Below are 16,354 nucleotides of genomic sequence, written 5' to 3'. Positions count from 1 at the left end.
ACTAGGCAAAATACAACTAAATATCTAGCTTGCTGACTACTTCACCTAGACCTTATTACTAGCGAGGCGCGCAAATATACACCAAAAAACCACTAAAATCGAACAATAATCAGGCAAAAGTCTTCCTTACAGGCAAAAAAAAACGGCAACAATATGCCGTTTTTTTATACAAATGTAACTCATTCATGCAATTGCATGACACAAAACCTTTAGCTAATGACCATTATGAGTAAAAAGATTTACCCTCAGCCGCCATATCTTTGAGCATTTGAGCCGGAGCAAAACGCTCACCGTACATAGATTGATAACGCTCTAAAGTAGCCACCAGGTTTGCAGCGCCTAATGAATCAATATACCTAAATGGCCCGCCCAGGAATGGTGGGAAGCCAATACCGAAAATAGCACCAATATCACCATCACGTGGCGATGCGATGATCTTTTCTTCTAAACAGCGCACCGCTTCATTTAGCATTTGCACAACGCAGCGCTCAGCTACCTGCTTGATATCTTTATCCGAGCCAGCTTGAATACCTAACACGCCATACACAGACTCATCAACCTGCTTACCTTTCTTGGCCTTAGCACCATAAAGATAGAAGCCCTTACCGTTCTTACGACCCTTGCGATCATCAGCAAGAAGTTGATCAAACGCTTGTGGAGCTGAGAAACGCTCGCCTAGCTCTTTCTCTAGAATAGGAGAAATCTTAGCACCAACATCAATACCTACTTCATCAAGCAAGGTCATAGGCCCAACAGGGAATCCAAATTTAACCAAAGCTTTATCAAGATGCTCAACACGTTGCCCCTCTAGCAACCACTGAGCAGCTTCGTTCATGTAAAGCGCTAAAATGCGGTTAACATAAAAACCAGCACCATCTTGCACCACAATTGGCGTTTTACCTTGCTTACGAGCAAAGGCTACGGTTGTGGCAATAGTTTCTGGAGACGTTGTTTTGTGCGCAATGACTTCAACCAGAGGCATTTTTTCAACCGGAGAGAAGTAATGCAGGCCAATAACGTTTTCTGGGCGTGATGCAGCCTGTGCAATTTGACCAATAGGAAGTGATGAAGTGTTAGACGCAAAGATAGTATTCTCACCACATTCACGCTCAACATCTTTTACCATTTGATGCTTGAGGCTTAAATCTTCAAATACCGCTTCAACAACAATATCGGCATCTTTAACGCCTTTATATTCGGTTGTTGTAGTCATTAGCGCCATTAAATTATCGCGCACAGCTGGTGTCATATGGCGGCGTTTTACGCCTTTAGCTAACAACTTGTAAGCGTATGCCAGTGCATTGCTTAAGCCTTGCTCTGAAATATCTTTCACGCGCACAGGCACTTTAGCCTTGGTGGTCGTAACCGATGCAATACCGCCACCCATCAAGCCGCCACCTAGAACCATCGCCTTGTTAATATCGCGTGGCTCAGCGCCCTCTGCGCCGGTTTCTTTTTTCATCTCAGTGGTTGCAAAGAAAATGCTGCGCAGAGCTTCAGACTCTTTTGACATCACCAGCTCAGCAAAGTGGCTTGCTTCAACTTCTAAGCCTTTTGTTAGGCCTTTGTTCAAGCCTTGGCGAACACAGTCAATAATTTTAGCTGGCGCAGGATAATTACCATGAGTCTTGCTCTCAACTTGCTTGCCTGCTTGTTTAAATACCACATCACGCGTAAATGAGGTTGACTCAAGCACCTTATTCACCAGAGTAGGCTTGACCTTATTAGCAGCTTTTTTGCCTTTTTTAGCCAGCTTAATCGCCGCTTCGAGCAAAATTGAACCTGGCACCATGTCATCAACCAAACCCATTTTAAGTGCCTTTTTCGGACGGATTTGCTTGCCGGTTAGCATCATATCCAGTGCGGTTGTCACACCAACCAAGCGAGGTAGCCTTTGAGTACCACCGCCACCTGGAAGTAAACCAAGCTGAACTTCAGGTACACCCAGCACGGTTTTCTTATCGTCAGTACATACTCGCAAATGACACGCAAGCGCCAGCTCAAGACCGCCACCTAAACATGCACCATTAATTGCTGCCACAACAGGAATCTTTAAGTTTTCAAGCTCGTTGAAAACAACATGACCTTGCTGGGACAGCTCCTTTGCAGCTTCTACGCTGGTGCAGGCATCAAGCATAGTAATGTCAGCACCTGCTACAAATGAGTCAGACTTGCCAGAAATAATCACTAAGCCTTTGATAGAAGTGTCTTGCTTAACTTCGCTAAGAATTTCACTGATCTCAGGACCAAACTCAGCTTTAAGGGTATTCATGGTCTCGCCCGGCACGTCCATGGTTAAAATAGCAATACCATCTTCACGGCGAGTTAATTCAAAAGTCTTTTCCATGTTCTATTACTCCACTTCTACAATCATTGCTGCACCTAAACCGCCTGCGGCGCACGCAGTCGTTAGGCCTGTACCGCCGCCGCGACGCTTAAGCTCGTTACACACTTGAGTGATCAGACGAGCGCCAGTTGCAGCAAAAGGATGACCATAAGCAAGCGAGCCACCTAATACGTTGAACTTATCCATGTCGATTTCACCAATGGCGCGATTGCGACCTAGCTTTTCTTCAGCAAACTTTTTCGAACCAAACATCTTCACATTTGACAGTGCTTGCGCAGCAAACGCCTCATGCATTTCAATCAGGGTAAGATCTTCAAGCTCCATTCCTGCACGTTTAAGCGCCAGTGGCGTCGCGTAAGATGGCCCCATCAACATGTCTTCCCACACGTCAATAGCGGTAAACGCATAACTCTTGATATAGCCAATAGGGTCATAACCTAAGGCCTTGGCTTTGCCTTCACTCATTAGCAAAATGGCTGATGCACCATCAGTTAGTGGTGTACTGTTCGCTGCGGTAACACTGCCGTGCTTGCGGTCAAATACAGGACGCAATTTGGCGTATGACGCTAGCTCTGAGTTTTCACGAATATTGTTATCGCGGTCGATAAACTGCTTGTATGGCGGCACATGGGCAGCCATCACTTCATTAGCAAGATGACCCGAATTCCAGGTTTGCGTTGCTAACGTGTGTGAACGGTGAGCTAATGCGTCTTGCTCTTCACGGGTAATACCATGACTTTTAGCCATCTGTTCTGCGGTTTGTCCCATCGAAAGGTTGGTAGAGTACTCGGCAACAGCAGGAGGCACTGGTAGTAAATCTTTAAGTCCAAGACGTCTGAAGATAGCGAGCTTCTGGCCAAAAGTGCGCGCTTTAGTTAAATCAACAAGCGCATGGGCAAGCTTAGTCGACACACCAATAGGTAAAACGGAAGAAGAGTCCGAACCACCAGCAATACCAATATCAATGTTGCCAGTCATGATTGATTCAGCAACGTTAACCGTTGATTGGAAGCTAGTCGCACATGCACGAGTCACACTGTATGCATCAGTATGAATATCCATACCAGTGCCAATCACAATTTCACGTGCAATGTTTGGTGCTTTTGGCATTTGCACCACTTGGCCATATACCAACTGCTCAATTAATTTTGGGTCAAGCTCTGAGCGAGATAACAACTCATTGACGACCATCTTGCCCATATCTAATGCCGAAACACCATGAAAGGCGGTCGCCTGTTTTGCAAAAGGCGTACGTAAGCCTGCGACAATCGCAACGCGCTCCCCTTTAGCATTGGTTACTTGCTGTCTATCACTCATTGGTCACCCTCTTCTTTTATCAACTGCCAACTGGCATGCTTGAAATCCATTTTGCCCAACCTTGCTGGTCAGACCATTAAAGTGTGATCTGATTCTAACTTTTTATTTTGCAGTTTTAAACACCCGTTTACCAATATCTAAAAAGCCAATGTAAAAGCACCGAGTTAAAATCTGTTAATGCTACTAGCCAAACACCACTAGAACCCATACCATAAGTCGCTATAAACTGTTTTTTACAATAACAATTATTGAGTAAGTTCAATGCCTTTAAGTCGCTTCCACTCCCTAAGAGGCTATCTAGATAAAGTCGTCTTAGGCCAACCTGTATTAACTGAAAACCTGCTTATCGCACTGATCGCCGATGGTCACTTATTAGTTGAGGGGCCTCCAGGTTTAGCAAAAACGCGCGCAGTAAAAGCCTTATGTGATGGCGTTGAAGGTGATTTTCACCGTATTCAATTTACCCCCGACTTATTGCCAGCAGACTTAACTGGTACCGATATTTACCGCCAGCAGACAGGTAGCTTTGAGTTTGAGGCCGGGCCAATTTTCCATAATTTGATCCTGGCAGACGAAATCAACCGCGCTCCAGCAAAAGTGCAATCTGCATTGCTAGAAGCCATGGCTGAAGGTCAAGTTACCGTGGGTAAAACCAGTTACCCGCTACCAAAGTTATTTTTGGTAATGGCGACGCAAAACCCGCTAGAAAACGAAGGTACTTACCCGCTACCAGAGGCGCAGCTGGATCGTTTCTTGATGCACTTAAATCTTGATTACCCAAGTGCTGACACCGAGTTTGAGATTTTGCGCCAATCAAGAAATGAAGCCATCACTCACGAGCTACCAAAAATTGAGCCGATTGCTCAAGCTGATATTTTCGCTGCGCGTGAACAAGCTTTAGAGATCTACCTTGCAGAGCCGTTAGAGAAATACATTGTTGAAATAATCATGGCGACTCGTGAGCCACAGCGTTATTCAGACGAGCTTGCATCTTGGCTTGAATACGGCGTGAGTCCGCGTGCCACCATTTCACTTGAACGCTGTGCCCGCGCCAGAGCCTGGTTGCATCAACGCGACTTTGTCTCACCTGAAGATGTTCAAGCCGTTGCATTTAACGTACTGCGCCACCGATTACTATTAAGCTACCAGGCGCAAGCCGAAGGCGTGAACGCGGATAAAGTGATCAGCAAAATTCTTAACCTGGTTGCGGTGCCTTAGAGTAATGAGCTCGGTTAAGTTTCCTTTATTTGCCGATGGCATCAATCTAAACGAGCAAGAACTGATTGCTTGTCAGGCGATTTCAAAAGCAATTCCTGATAGAAAGTCACGCGCCAAAGCGGCATTAGCAGGCCATCGTAATAGCTTAATCAAAGGTCGCGGCATGGAGTTTGCCGAAGTGCGTCATTATCAAAATGGTGATGATGTCAGAACCATTGATTGGCGCGTTACTGCGCGCACTGGTGTCGCCCATACCAAATTGTTTATTGAAGAGCGTGAGCGCCCTATTCTGCTGTTTGTCGACTTGAGCCACAGTTTATACTTTGGCTCACAGCTGCTTTTGCAATCGGTGCAAGCAAGCCACCTCGCCGCTACGCTAGGTTGGAACGCAATTAATCACGGCGATCGCCTTGGCGGACTTATTGCCAGTGAAACCGCTCATTTAGAGCTAAAACCTCGCAGCCGCCAGCAAGGTATTTTGCAACTCACCTCTGGGTTAATTGAGGTGCATAGCAAGCAACTGAAACAATTTGAGCAACTAGACAAAGACCCTGACCACTTATTTAAAGCTTGTCAGCGACTACAACGTATCGCTAAGCCCGGCTCACTGGTATGGATTATCACCGACGGACAACACTTTTCTGATAAGTGTTTAGCACCACTAACTGAGCTTGCTCGCCACTGCGATGTCGGCACCTTTGTTGTTACTGATCCGATCCGTCAAGGCACAGCTTCGCTTCCTAAGCAGTTCAATTTGCCAGTTAAAGATGGTAACCGTAAGTTAATGCTTAACCGCCAAAGCTATGAGTTTTGGCTTGCCAGTCAAAAGGCGCAGCAAAACAAATTTATCGACCTAATGCAGCAGTTAAAAGTAAGACCAAGGTTTATTGACTCAGCGCAGCCTTTAAGCCAACAACTGGATAAGCTACGTTCATGACACCTCAATCTCCACTTGCACAAATGCAAGACATTATGTTGCCAGAGCCAATTCATAATTGGCCAATTGCATATGGCTACTGGATTGTCCTTGCAATCATTATCACTGTGCTTTGTTATCTTATTCTTGCATGGCGAAAAAAGCGTAGGCTTAATGCCGCTAAAAAGCAGACACTTACGCTACTTAACCAACTTAACGACAGTGCTGCAGACTACCCACAACAGGTTAATGCTTTACTTAAACGCCTAGCATTGAGCTATTTACCCCGTGAGCAAGTGGCAAATCTAAGCGGCGCCAAGTGGACTGAGTTCTTAGATGCTCGCATGGCGCCAGCACAACAAGGCCAGCTTGGTAAATTGCTGAACATGCGCTATCAAAAACAAGGTTTGAACACTGAGCAAACAGTGCAGCTCAAGCAACTTGCTACAAGCTACATTACCAGCAAAACGACATTTACTATTCCAACAGATATCAAGCCAAAACAAGGAGCAAAGCTATGCTAACCTTTGCTTGGCTCTGGCTGCTGGTTTTACTGCCTTTGCCCCTGCTCATTCGCTCAAAACACAAACAAGCTCAAAGTGGCCACTTATCGCTGCCTGGTATCGAGTCAAATCAGGCGATTGAGTCGACCCATGCCAAACATCGTCAACCTAAACTGGCCTGGATATTATGGCTGCTATTGCTAAGTGCGCTTGCACGACCGCAATGGCTAGGCGAGCCAATCGAGATCCCCGCAAGCGGTCGAGATTTAATGGTAGCTGTCGATTTATCTGGCAGTATGCAAATTGAAGATATGACGGTAAATGGTCGCAAAGTTGATCGCTTTACCTTAATCCAGCACGTATTGGGCGATTTTATCGAGCGCCGCCAAGGCGACCGTATTGGTCTAATCCTGTTTGCCGATCACGCCTATCTGCAGGCGCCAATGACGCAAGACCGACGCTCAGTGGCTCAGTTTTTACGCGAAGCTGAAATTGGCCTAGTGGGTAAGCAAACTGCTATCGGTGAAGCCATTGCACTGACCGTAAAGCGCTTTGAAAAGCTAAAAGAGAGTAACCGAGTACTGGTGTTGCTTACCGACGGCTCCAATAATGCTGGCAATATTGACCCAGTAACAGCGGCTAATATTGCCGCAGAGCGCAACATCACCATATATACCGTAGGTGTAGGCGCAGAAGTGATGGAAAGGCGCACAGTGTTTGGCACCGAACGAGTGAATCCATCATTCGACCTTGATGAAAGCCAACTTATCGAGCTGGCGAAAATGACTAACGGTCAATACTTCCGCGCCCGCAACGCTCAAGAGCTAGATCTTATTTATCAAGAAATCGACAAGCTTGAGCCTGTTAGCCGCGAAAGTTTGAATTACCGCCCAAAGACCGAGCTGTTTTATTTGCCTCTGGGTTTATTAGCAATCCTAAGCTTTTTACAAGTATTACTCCCTAATTTGCAGCGTTTGCGCCGCAACTCATACAAGGGAGACAAAGCACTATGATCCACTTTATTCGCCCAGAATGGCTGTGGGCACTTATTCCCGCTATTGCTGTTTTCGTCTACGTTTCAAAAGCGGTGGCGACATCATCAGCCTGGGATAACTATATTGCGCCGCACTTAACCCAAACTCTTATCGGCGACAACAAACTCGAAACCCGCAAACCTAAATGGTTGATGCTTGCGACCTGGATTATCGCCATCGTGGCGCTATCAGGCCCAGCGGTCACTAAACAATCACTGCCAGTATTTGCCAAAGAGCAAGGGCGAGTCATTGTGCTTGATATGTCATTATCTATGTACGCCAATGATTTGAGTCCAAACCGTTTATCGCATTTACGTTTTCGCGCGACCGATTTGGTTGATGCGTTAAATGAAGGTGACACAGGGCTGATTGCCTACGCGGGTGATGCCTTTGTGATAAGCCCGCTCACTCAAGATAAAGGCACCATTCTTAACTTGTTGCCGACGCTCGCACCTGAAATCATGCCAGTGCGCGGATCGAATCTCGCTGCAGCGCTTGAACAAGCTCAGGCATTGTTGCAACAAGGCGGACATCAAAAAGGCGACATCATAGTGCTAACTGATGGTGTATCGTCAAATCAGTTTGATGATGCCTACAACAGTTTGAAATCACCCTATCGCCTAAGCATTATGGCCATTGGCACTGAGCACGGCTCACCAATAAAACTGCCTGATGGCCAGTTTTTAAGAGACAGTACAAATGAGGTAGTCGTTGCCAAAACTGACTTTAACTTATTAAACAAGCTAGCCCAGCACAATCGCGGCATTTTAGTGCCAATGCAAGCCGATGGCTCAGACATAAGCACCATTAAAGATTGGCTTGATACTGGTGGTGAAGCCAGCGAAACTGAGTTTTCAGGCGAAGCCTGGGAAGATCTCGGCCCTTATATAGCGCTGCTGTTATTGCTACCTTTGGCGATTAACTTCAGGCAACGATTATTTCAGCTATCACTGCCGTTAGTGACCGCCACACTTTTAAGCACAACGCTATTCATAAGCCATGATGCTCAAGCAAACCTTTGGGGTGACCTATGGCAAACCCGCGACCAACAGGCACAACAAGCTTTTGATGCCGAGGATTACCAACAAGCTGCTGATAAATTCAGCTCAAGTAACTGGCAAGCGAGTAGTCACTACAAAGCAGGAAATTATGAGCAAGCCCTGTCACTGTTTGAGCAAGATTCTTCTGCCAACGGTTTATACAATCAAGGCAACAGCCTAATGCAGTTGGGTAAGTATGCAGATGCGATTGGCCGCTATGAGCAAGCATTAAAGCAACAGGCAGATTTTGCGCAGGCTCAGCAAAACCTTGAGCTAGCCAAGTCTTTGCTAGAGCAACAACAGGCTTCAGACGACCAGCAATCGAGTAACGGCGGCGATAACCAAGAGCAAAGCGATGGTAATAAACAGAACCAACAAAACGGTCAAAACCAAGACAGTCAAAGCCAAAGTGATCAGAGCCAAAGCGACCAGCAACAACAAGGTCAGGATCAGCAGTCACAACAACAGCAATCTGAACAAAACCAGTCTCAACAAAGCGGCAGTGATGAACAAAGCGATGAACAAAGCGGTGACACCCAGCAATCCAACGAATCGCAAGCAAATAACGAGCAGCAAACTGGCTCGCAAAGCGCTAATGAACAAACTGATAATGAAGCGCAGATGCAGGCAAATGCTGAGCAACAAGACGACAGTCAAAGTAAGCAACAAAGCGCAAATCAAACTCAGTCTGAACAATCAGAAAGCGAGCAACAGGAAGCTCAGTCAACACAAGCGAATGCCCAGCAAGCTGAGATGAACGAAGATGGTGAGAAGCAAGCTGCAGTAAGCCCAATTATTGCTGATGAAAACGCCATGCCAGTTGAAATGGAGCGTGCATTACGTGCGGTTAGCGAAGATCCACAAGTGCTCATTCGCAATAAAATGCAGCTGGAATATCAAAAACGTCGTCAAAACCGCCAATTACCAAAGGAAACACAACAGTGGTGAACAGAATCGTTTTAAGCCTGATGTTATTTGCAGGCAGTTTGTTTATCAGCCTACAAGCCCATGCAGTCACTCAAGTACAAGCAAGCGTTGACCGCAATCCAGCCGTTGTTGGTGAATATTTTGTACTCACGGTAACAGCTGACGATGACTTGAGTGCTGGCGCTTTCGACCCGTCAATTTTGCTCGACAACTTTATCGTTAACCGTACTAGCGTTGGTCGAAGCACTAAAATGATTAACTTTAAAACGAGCAAAGAAACTCGCTGGCAAGTGATCTTATCACCGAAGCAATCTGGCCAAGTTACCATTCCTGCTTTCACCATCAATGGCGTAAGCTCACAACCCATTGAGCTAACAGTCGCCTCACCTGGTACGCAAACTGATGAAGTGCAAGACTTATTTATTCGCGCTTCGGCAAGCGTTGATTCTGCCTATGTGGGCCAATTAATCACCTACAAAGTGAAGCTGTACCTTGCTGCTGAGTTGCAACGCGGTGCAATCAACTCTCCACAAGTTGAGGGTGCTCAGGTAAAGCAAATTGGCGAAGATACAGACGGCACTGAAATTATCAATGGTCGCCGCTTTCGAGTGATTGAACGTACCTACGGCATTATTGCTGATCTGCCGGGCCCACTTGAGATCAAAGGTGCCAGCTTTAACGGCGACATTTTGGTGGAAGCGCCAAGACGCGGTGGTATGTTTGGCTTTAACGAAAGCAAACCGATGCGTAGCCAAGCAGATGACATGCAAATTGACATTAAGTCAGCTCCAGCTAGCTATCAAGGTGAATGGTTAGTGGCAGATATTGCCGTGTTGCAAGAAGAGTGGCCAACTGACGGCGACTTTAGCGTAGGTAGCCCAATCACTCGTACCATTACCCTCACGGTAACAGGCAGTGATGAATCAAGTATTCCAGATATCGACATGCCTTTGCCATCTGGCCTAAAAGCGTACCCTGAAAAGCCAGTACGCCACTCATTTGTTAGGCAGGGTCAGGTGGTTTCGCAATACAGTATTGCTACTGCCATTGTGCCAACCAAAGCAGGCGAGTTTACCTTGCCAGAAGTTGTAGTGCCTTGGTGGAATCCGCGTACTCATAAGCAAGAGTATGCTCGTCTTCCGGCAAAGGTCATCACCATTAAAGCGGGTGATACCTCAGCACCATTGACCCCAATTACAAATGTACAAACTGAGCAAGTCAGTGCTGGTTACTGGCCTTGGGTAAGTGCAACCTTTGCCCTGTTGTGGTTGATTAGCACTGCACTGTGGCTCAATGCCCGTAAGCAACAACCATCAGCTACGCCTCCAAAACTTGATAATGAGCAACACAATCAAGCTGATTTACTGGCACTGACCAAAGCCTGTAAGCAACAAAATGCCAGCCAGATTTTACGTGCCTTGCAACAATACTTTAGCGCCATGCAAGACAAACCTGTGACACTAAATCAGATCAGCGCCCTTTCACCAGAACTAAAAGCCGCTATAGAACAACTGCAAGCAGCCAAGTATTCAGCGACGCCGCAAGGTATTGATAGTCAAAAACTGATTAACGCAGTAAAAGGTTATAAGTCTAGCGAGCGCCGCATAACTGCTAGTGCCGTCGCGCCGCTTAACCCTTAAGCGCGTTAACTACTCATTTGCAGAGCATTTTCACAAGAGTAAGCTAGCGTAAGTCCAATTTACGCTAGCTTGCTATAAGAGTTGTTCGAGAGAGTTATTCGTGAGAGCTATTTGATAAACTTACTGACTACAGTTTCTCGCATTAGTTATTTACGATAGTTCCTCATGATAGTTCCGTGCGATAGCGGGAATTCGTTTACAACGTGCCTAAACCACTAAAATACTCAGCCCCATACCGTATCTTTTAACAAGTTTTACTTGCTATTAACCACTTTCGTTTTAAGCTAACCAACATCTTGCTTTTAAAATAATTAAAAAATGTTCGATAGTTTGCGAAAGAAAAAGACAGATGCCTCGGTCTTATCTGACATGGTAAGTAAACAACGACGATACGATAGCCTTGTCAGGGCACTTCATGGCGACATTTACCGCTACGCTTATTGGCTTTGTGGCGATAAACAGGTCGCAGAAGATATCACTCAAGAAACCTTTCTTAGGGCTTGGCGTGCTTTAGATTCTTTAAAAGACGACAAGGCGGCTAAGTCATGGTTAATCACTATTTTGCGCCGCGAAAACGCTCGCCGTTTCGAGCGCAAGCAATTTGACTATAGTGATGTCGAGCAGGAACAACTCGAAGATGTATTTTCATCGACTAACGAGGAACAAACGGAGCAATACTGGTTGCGTAAGCAAATTGGTAAACTTGACATTGAATATCGTGAACCTTTGCTATTGCAGCTTATTGGTGGCTTTAGCGGAGACGAAATCGCGCAGATGTTAGAACTTAACCGTAATACGGTGATGACTCGATTATTCAGAGCCCGTAACCAATTAAAAGATGCGCTAGAACCAACAGAAGTAAGAGGTAAAGCCAATGGATGATCTACAATTTCGACGCCAAGCCTATGGTGATCCTAATGATCAATCACAGGACTTTATCGAGCACCTAAATAACAATCCTGACGACGCTAAGCTAGTTCAGGACTTAAAAGCACTCGATGCCAAACTCGATGCTGCGCTTAATATTGATGTGCCGGACGATTTAGCTGAAAAGCTGATTTTGCGCCAACAGCTCAACACTCACCAAGAGACGAAAAAGCGCACTCGCTACCTAATGGCAATGGCCGCATCTGTAGCATTTGTTGTCGGTCTTAGCTTTAGTATGTTGAAGTTTACCCCTGTAAACTTAGGTGAGCATGCCATAGCCCATGTGTACCATGAGCCAAAGGCATTAGCTTCTGAGCGTGATATTAACTTCAACGACATCAACTTTAAGTTGGCAAGCATTTCAGGCTTAGAGCAAACCAAATTTACCGACCAACCAGGACGAGTGTTTTACACCACCTTTTGTGACTTTCAAGGTGTGAAATCATTGCATTTGGTAATGGATGACAATCAAGGCAATAAAGTGACCTTGTTTATCGTGCCGGTTGAAAATCGCATGCAGCTGCAAGAGAAATTTGCTGATGACAAGTATCAAGGTATGGGCTTTGAGTCTGCCGACGCATACATGTTACTTGTGGGCGAACAAGGCAGTGACTTGAAGCAAGTTCAAAAAGAGATTGAGCAAACCTTCATTTAATACCAATTAGCACAAGTATTTGATCATTCTTACTGGTTAAAACCACTTATAACTTCGTTATAAATTTTGTAGGTAGAACAACTAGCTAGCTGCAATTTCCGCCTTGTTCTAAGCGATTTTACCTGCGTAACCTCTGATCACTTATTTATCCCAATTGGTATAAGCCATAAACAAAGCTTGATAACGTCAACTCGATTAAACAGCCGCTCACTTGAGCGGCTGTTTGTTTTTATGTCACCTAATGGCGCAAAAGTGTGAACTGCGACTAACTTCTGCTAGCATGGCAGCAATTCCCACAAAACGAGAACAATATGGAAATTCAAGCGCCTATCCTTATAACCTTTATTGGTTATCTCGCCCTCATGATTGGTATTGGCTTTTGGGCATACCGTAAGACAGATACTGTTGACGATTACATCCTTGGTGGTCGCCAAATGGGCCCAGCGGTAACTGCGCTAAGCGTTGGCGCATCTGACATGTCAGGTTGGTTATTGCTGGGATTACCCGGCGCTGTGTACCTAGGTGGCTTAGGCGAAGCATGGATTGGTTTTGGATTGGTTTTTGGCGCCTGGCTTAACTGGCTATTTGTAGCAAAACGCTTACGTATTTATACCCAGCTAGCTGATAACGCCCTCACCCTACCCGACTTTTTCGAGAATCGTTTCCATGACAGCAAAGGTCTATTAAAGGTTGTCGCTGCTATCACAATCTTACTATTTTTTACCTTCTACACGTCATCAGGCATGGTCGGCGGCGCAATTTTATTTGAAAAAGTCTTTGGCCTTGATTACACCCTAGCCCTGCTCATTGGTTCAGTAATTATCGTCGCATATACCTTTGTTGGCGGTTTCTTTGCGGTAAGCTGGACTGACTTTTTCCAGGGTTGTTTAATGCTGGTCGCCTTGTTAATTGTGCCAGTCGCCATCTTTTCAGAGCCCAAAGTACAAGAGAACCTAACTCAATTAGACCCTGCGATGCTGAGCTTTATTAGTGATGAAACCACCATCATAGGTCTGGTTTCACTATTAGCCTGGGGCTTAGGTTACTTTGGTCAACCGCATATTTTGTCGCGTTTTATGGCAATTGGTAGCGCTAAAGATATTCCTGTATCTCGCCGTATCGCCATGAGCTGGATGGTGGTATCACTAATCGGCGCATTGGCTACCGGTCTGGCTGGTACCTTGTATTTTGCAGACTCTGCACTGGAAAACCCAGAAACCGTATTTATTCACTTGGCTCATGCAGCATTTAACCCTTGGATTGGCGGTATCCTCATCGCAGCGATTCTGTCAGCAATTATGAGCACCATCGACTCACAGCTATTAGTTTGCTCAAGCGTGATCACAGAAGATGTGTACCGTAAATGGATCCGCCCACAAGCCAGCAATAAAGAACTGATGCTAGTTGGGCGTTTTGGCGTAATTGCCATCGCAGTTATCGCCGTGATTATCGCCTTAGACCCGCAAAGCAGCGTACTTAGCCTAGTGAGTTATGCCTGGGCAGGATTTGGCGCAGCATTTGGACCAGTGGTCATACTTGCACTGTTTTGGCAGGGTTACAGCCGCAACGGCGCAGTGGCAACCATTGTAATTGGTGCCATTACTGTGGTGGTTTGGAAAGAACTAAGTGGCGGTATATTTGAGCTTTACGAGATTGTTCCAGGCTTCATCCTAGCAACCCTTGCGGGTATTGTTGTGAGTAAACTGTCTCCAGCTAATGAGCAGGTGAGTCAGTCATTTAATCAGTTCAATGAATCATTGAAGCAGCACAGCTAAGCGCGAGCTGATTAACACTTAGCTATTGTGGGGGGACAGATACATAGAACCTTTCGTATTTGGCACCTTGTAGGTTTGATACCTTGATTGTTTAAACCTTAACAATTAAAAAAACGAGCGCTACTTAAGTAGCGCTCGTTTTATTTTTGCATTGTGGGCAACCAGATACAGGTATCCTTAGGATAGCTATCGCGGCAATTGATAATTGGTACTGGTTAGTTCAGCCAAAGTACTAACTCAATAGTAATTTCACCTATTGAAGGTAACAACTTACGTTGATGAACATAGTGAAAATTAGCTCTTTCAACACCTTGCTTAACCCTGTATCTAACCACACCTCATTAGCCACATCTATATCAGCCACACCTTTATAAGCCCAAATTAAACCAGCACTCGCTACAATACGCTAAGTGATTGAGTTTAGAGTAAAAGCACTAGAGTTAAGAATAAATTTTTACGTTTTTTTACTGTTGGAATTTTAGCCTGCGTTCACATTTTATCAACAGAGGCATAAATCGCCTTACGCATGTAAGTCGCGGTTTTAAGTCAGATTTTATTGTAGTTTGAAACTAGAACTTATTTTTTAATCAATCTACCTCAGTTAATTAACTGAATTTTAACAAAATTAACCACTGGTCGGACTTGATCGAGTCAATGCGGTTACCTAAGATGCGCTCAATTAAAAAGTGTCAGCATCAAAGCGACTACGCAATAAGACTGACACATTATTATAAAACGGTGAGAAGTATCATGACCAAATTCAACAAGACTCTGCTTGCGGCTGCTATTACATTAGCAAGCACGCAAACTTTCGCAGCTGGTTTCCAGCTAAACAGCCAATCAGCAACTGGCCTAGGCCGCGCAATGGCAGGTGACGCAGTCATCGCTGACAATGCATCAGTACTTGCTCGCAACCCTGCAGCAATGGCACTATTTGACTCGACAACCGTTTCTCTTGGCGCAACCTACGCAGACGTAAAAGTTGAAGTATCAGATGTTCAGTACACTGACCCTTTCGGAAACGACCAGCACCTAGGTAGCTTAGATAACGCTGCAAGCGGCAAGTTTATTCCAAATGGTTACTTCATCATGCCTGTAAACGACAAGTTTGCATTTGGTTTTGGTGCATTCAGTAACTATGGTACTGGTACAGACCTATCTCCACTTAACGCTAACCAAGACGTTAACACACCAATCGATCTACTAGGTAACACTGAAGTTACTACAGTTAACCTAAATGCTAGCGTGTCTTACCGCATTAACGATGCTCTGAGCCTAGGTGCGGGTGTCGATATCATTCACGGTGCAGGTAAACTTACCCGAAATGGTGAGGTAAATCTTGGCGGTGGTTCTGTGCCAATCAACCTAGTTGATGTAGATGCAGACGGTTATGCATTTGGCGGTATTCTTGGTCTAACTTACGAGTTTAACGATGACAACCGCATTGGCCTAAGCTACCGCTTTAGCCCAACCATGAAAGCCTCTGGTGACATCATGTACAACCCACTACTAGTTGCACCAGAGAACTTCGACGAAATCGAAATTCCAATGGCTGACATTGCACAACTTGCTGGTTACCACAAGCTAACTGACAAGTTCGCTATTCACTACACAGCCCAGTGGACTCAGTGGAGCGCGTTCGACAAGATCTCTGTAACTGGTGGTGACGGCCTAGTTGGTGAAGCAGCAATCAAGCAATACAACTGGAAAGACTCTTGGTTCCTAAGTGTTGGTGGTACTTACGAGCTAAGTGACAACTGGACTCTACGTGCAGGTATCGCAAGTGACCAAGGTGTCGTAGGCGAGATTTCATCACTGTCTATCCCTGATTCAGACCGTATGTGGTACTCAGTTGGTGCTAGCTACCACATCAGCGACAAGTCTTCTATTGATCTAGGTTATACCCTAGTGAAAGGCGAAAAAGTTCACGTTATTGAGCAAAGTGCTATCGTTGGTCAAACGAGCGCGTACACTGAGTCTGGTGCTAACTACTTCGGTCTTCAGTACAGCCACAGCTTCTAATTTTTAGCTGAACAAATAGAATTATTAAGCCGC

The 16,354-nt window shown here is 45.4% G+C and carries 12 protein-coding genes; 10 read left to right on the top strand and 2 right to left on the bottom strand.

Annotated elements, in window-relative coordinates; translation table 11 throughout:
• Positions 1-223: 223 nt before the first annotated feature.
• Both fadJ and fadI read right to left on the bottom strand, forming a co-directional pair.
• Entirely contained in the window at positions 224-2,347 is a 2,124-nt protein-coding gene (fadJ, locus tag G3R49_RS11345) for a fatty acid oxidation complex subunit alpha FadJ (RefSeq protein WP_130601863.1), read from the bottom strand.
• Between the two features lie 6 nt (positions 2,348-2,353).
• Positions 2,354-3,664 (bottom strand): acetyl-CoA C-acyltransferase FadI, encoded by a 1,311-nt coding sequence (gene fadI, locus G3R49_RS11340; protein WP_167869710.1) that lies wholly within the window; start codon positions 3,662-3,664, stop codon positions 2,354-2,356.
• Positions 3,665-3,925: 261 nt separating this feature from the next.
• On the opposite strand from fadI, the gene G3R49_RS11335 reads away from it, so the two are divergent.
• The 10 genes from G3R49_RS11335 (at position 3,926) to G3R49_RS11290 (ending at position 16,321) form a co-directional block, all read left to right on the top strand.
• Positions 3,926-4,882, top strand: a complete 957-nt coding sequence (locus G3R49_RS11335; RefSeq protein WP_167869709.1) for a MoxR family ATPase — start codon at positions 3,926-3,928, stop codon at positions 4,880-4,882.
• 4 nt (positions 4,883-4,886) lie between these two features.
• Entirely contained in the window at positions 4,887-5,819 is a 933-nt protein-coding gene (locus G3R49_RS11330; RefSeq protein ID WP_167869708.1) for a DUF58 domain-containing protein, read from the top strand.
• Positions 5,816-6,322, top strand: a complete 507-nt coding sequence (locus G3R49_RS11325) for a DUF4381 domain-containing protein (protein ID WP_167869707.1) — start codon at positions 5,816-5,818, stop codon at positions 6,320-6,322. Before G3R49_RS11330 ends, G3R49_RS11325 begins: the two co-directional genes overlap by 4 nt.
• Positions 6,316-7,314: a VWA domain-containing protein gene (locus G3R49_RS11320; RefSeq protein ID WP_130601853.1), complete on the top strand. Its 999-nt coding sequence runs from the start codon at positions 6,316-6,318 to the stop codon at positions 7,312-7,314. Before G3R49_RS11325 ends, G3R49_RS11320 begins: the two co-directional genes overlap by 7 nt.
• Positions 7,311-9,323: a VWA domain-containing protein gene (locus G3R49_RS11315; protein WP_167869706.1), complete on the top strand. Its 2,013-nt coding sequence runs from the start codon at positions 7,311-7,313 to the stop codon at positions 9,321-9,323. Before G3R49_RS11320 ends, G3R49_RS11315 begins: the two co-directional genes overlap by 4 nt.
• Positions 9,320-10,942, top strand: coding sequence for a BatD family protein (locus G3R49_RS11310; protein ID WP_348633924.1), 1,623 nt, complete (start codon positions 9,320-9,322; stop codon positions 10,940-10,942). Before G3R49_RS11315 ends, G3R49_RS11310 begins: the two co-directional genes overlap by 4 nt.
• 318 nt (positions 10,943-11,260) lie before the next feature.
• Positions 11,261-11,824 carry a sigma-70 family RNA polymerase sigma factor gene (locus G3R49_RS11305; RefSeq protein WP_130601849.1) on the top strand — a complete coding sequence of 188 codons (564 nt, stop codon included), beginning with the start codon at positions 11,261-11,263 and terminating at the stop codon, positions 11,822-11,824.
• Positions 11,817-12,524, top strand: a complete 708-nt coding sequence (locus tag G3R49_RS11300; protein WP_167869705.1) for a DUF3379 domain-containing protein — start codon at positions 11,817-11,819, stop codon at positions 12,522-12,524. Before G3R49_RS11305 ends, G3R49_RS11300 begins: the two co-directional genes overlap by 8 nt.
• A 311-nt stretch (positions 12,525-12,835) precedes the next feature.
• The gene (gene putP / locus G3R49_RS11295; protein ID WP_167869704.1) at positions 12,836-14,299 is read left to right on the top strand and encodes a sodium/proline symporter PutP; all 1,464 of its coding nucleotides are present in this window, start codon (positions 12,836-12,838) and stop codon (positions 14,297-14,299) included.
• A gap of 750 nt (positions 14,300-15,049) precedes the next feature.
• A complete protein-coding gene (locus G3R49_RS11290) occupies positions 15,050-16,321 on the top strand; it encodes an OmpP1/FadL family transporter (RefSeq protein WP_167869703.1) in 1,272 nt (423 codons plus the stop codon).
• The last annotated feature ends 33 nt before the right edge of the window (positions 16,322-16,354 follow it).

The organism is Shewanella sp. WXL01 (assembly GCF_012263345.1).
In the GTDB taxonomy this organism is placed as follows: Bacteria; Pseudomonadota; Gammaproteobacteria; order Enterobacterales; family Shewanellaceae; genus Shewanella; species Shewanella maritima.
Note: the sequence above shows the minus strand (reverse complement) of the source record. Positions and strands in the feature narration are given on the sequence as shown.